We start from the raw sequence: 1,229 nt of genomic DNA on the forward strand, positions 1-1,229 counted from the left end.
GGGGGCGTACGGGGGGAGGCGTACGGGAGGCGCGGTCGAGCGGGAAGCCGTGGGGTCAGCCGGCGGACGGCGACGGCACCGGGCCCGTGCTCGCCCGCACCGTCAACTCCGGTGCGAGCAGCACGACTTCGTCCGTCCCGCGCCCGTCCAGCTTGGCCACCAGGTGCTCCACCGCGTGCCGGCCCATCTCCTGCGCCGGGATGGCGACCGAGGTGAGCCGCACGGACGCCTGGGTGGCGACCTGGTCCGGGCAGACGGCGATCACGGACACGTCCTCGGGCACCGCGCGGCCCTGCTGGCGCAACAGCGCGAGCAGCGGTGCGACCGCGGACTCGTTCTGCACGACGAAGCCCGTGGTGCTCGGGCGCTCGTCGAAGATCCGGGAGAGGGTCACGGCCATCACGTCGTACCCGCCCTCGCACGGCCGGTGCAGCACGCGCAGCCCCAGCTCCTGCGAGCGGGCCCGCAGCCCGTCGAGCGTGCGCTCGGCGAAACCGGTGTGCCGCTCGTAGACGGCGGGTGCCTCGCCTATGACGGCGATGTCGCGGTGGCCGAGCATGGCCAGGTGCTCGGCGCACAGGGCACCCGTCGCGGCGAAGTCGAGATCGACGCAGGTCAGTCCGGTGGTGTCGGCGGGCAGACCGATGAGCACCGACGGCTGGTCCGACTGCCGCAGCAACGGCAGCCGCTCGTCGTCGAGCTCCACGTCCATCAGGATCATCGCGTCGGCGAGACCGCTGCCCGTGACGCGCCGGACCGCGTCGGGGCCCTCCTCGCCGGTGAGCAGCAGGACGTCGTACCCGTGGGTGCGGGCCGTGGTCGCCACGGCTATGGCGATCTCCATCATCACGGGCACGTACATGTCCGTACGGAGCGGGACCATCAGCGCGATGATGTTGGACCTGCTGCTCGCCAGGGCCCGGGCCCCCGCGTTCGGGTGGTAGCCGAGCTCCTGGATGCTCCGCTCGACCCGCTGCCGGGTGCCCGCGGAGATGGACCGCTTGCCGCTGAGGACATAGCTCACCGTGCTCGCCGAGACTCCGGCGTGCTGGGCGACCTCGGCGAGGGTGACCATCCAGCTCTCCAAGCGTGTGAAGCGCTTCGACTGCGCGCTTTTTCTGGACAACAGCGAGTGAGGGTGGCTCGACAGTAGCTCGACGAAAGGTGGGTGTCCATAGTTTGTCGAAGCGCTTCGACTCCGTCGGTTTGCGGGTGGGCGCCTAAGGGGG

1 protein-coding gene is annotated in these 1,229 nt (G+C 71.1%); it reads right to left on the bottom strand.

Going from position 1 to position 1,229, the window contains the following annotated elements; translation table 11 throughout:
* Window positions 1–55 precede the first annotated feature (55 nt).
* Window positions 56–1,075, bottom strand: coding sequence for a LacI family DNA-binding transcriptional regulator (locus FNH08_RS50270; RefSeq protein WP_152778710.1), 1,020 nt, complete (start codon window positions 1,073–1,075; stop codon window positions 56–58).
* Between the last annotated feature and the right edge of the window lie 154 nt (window positions 1,076–1,229).

The organism is Streptomyces spongiae, assembly GCF_009377185.1.
Classification (GTDB): domain Bacteria; phylum Actinomycetota; class Actinomycetes; order Streptomycetales; family Streptomycetaceae; genus Streptomyces; species Streptomyces spongiae.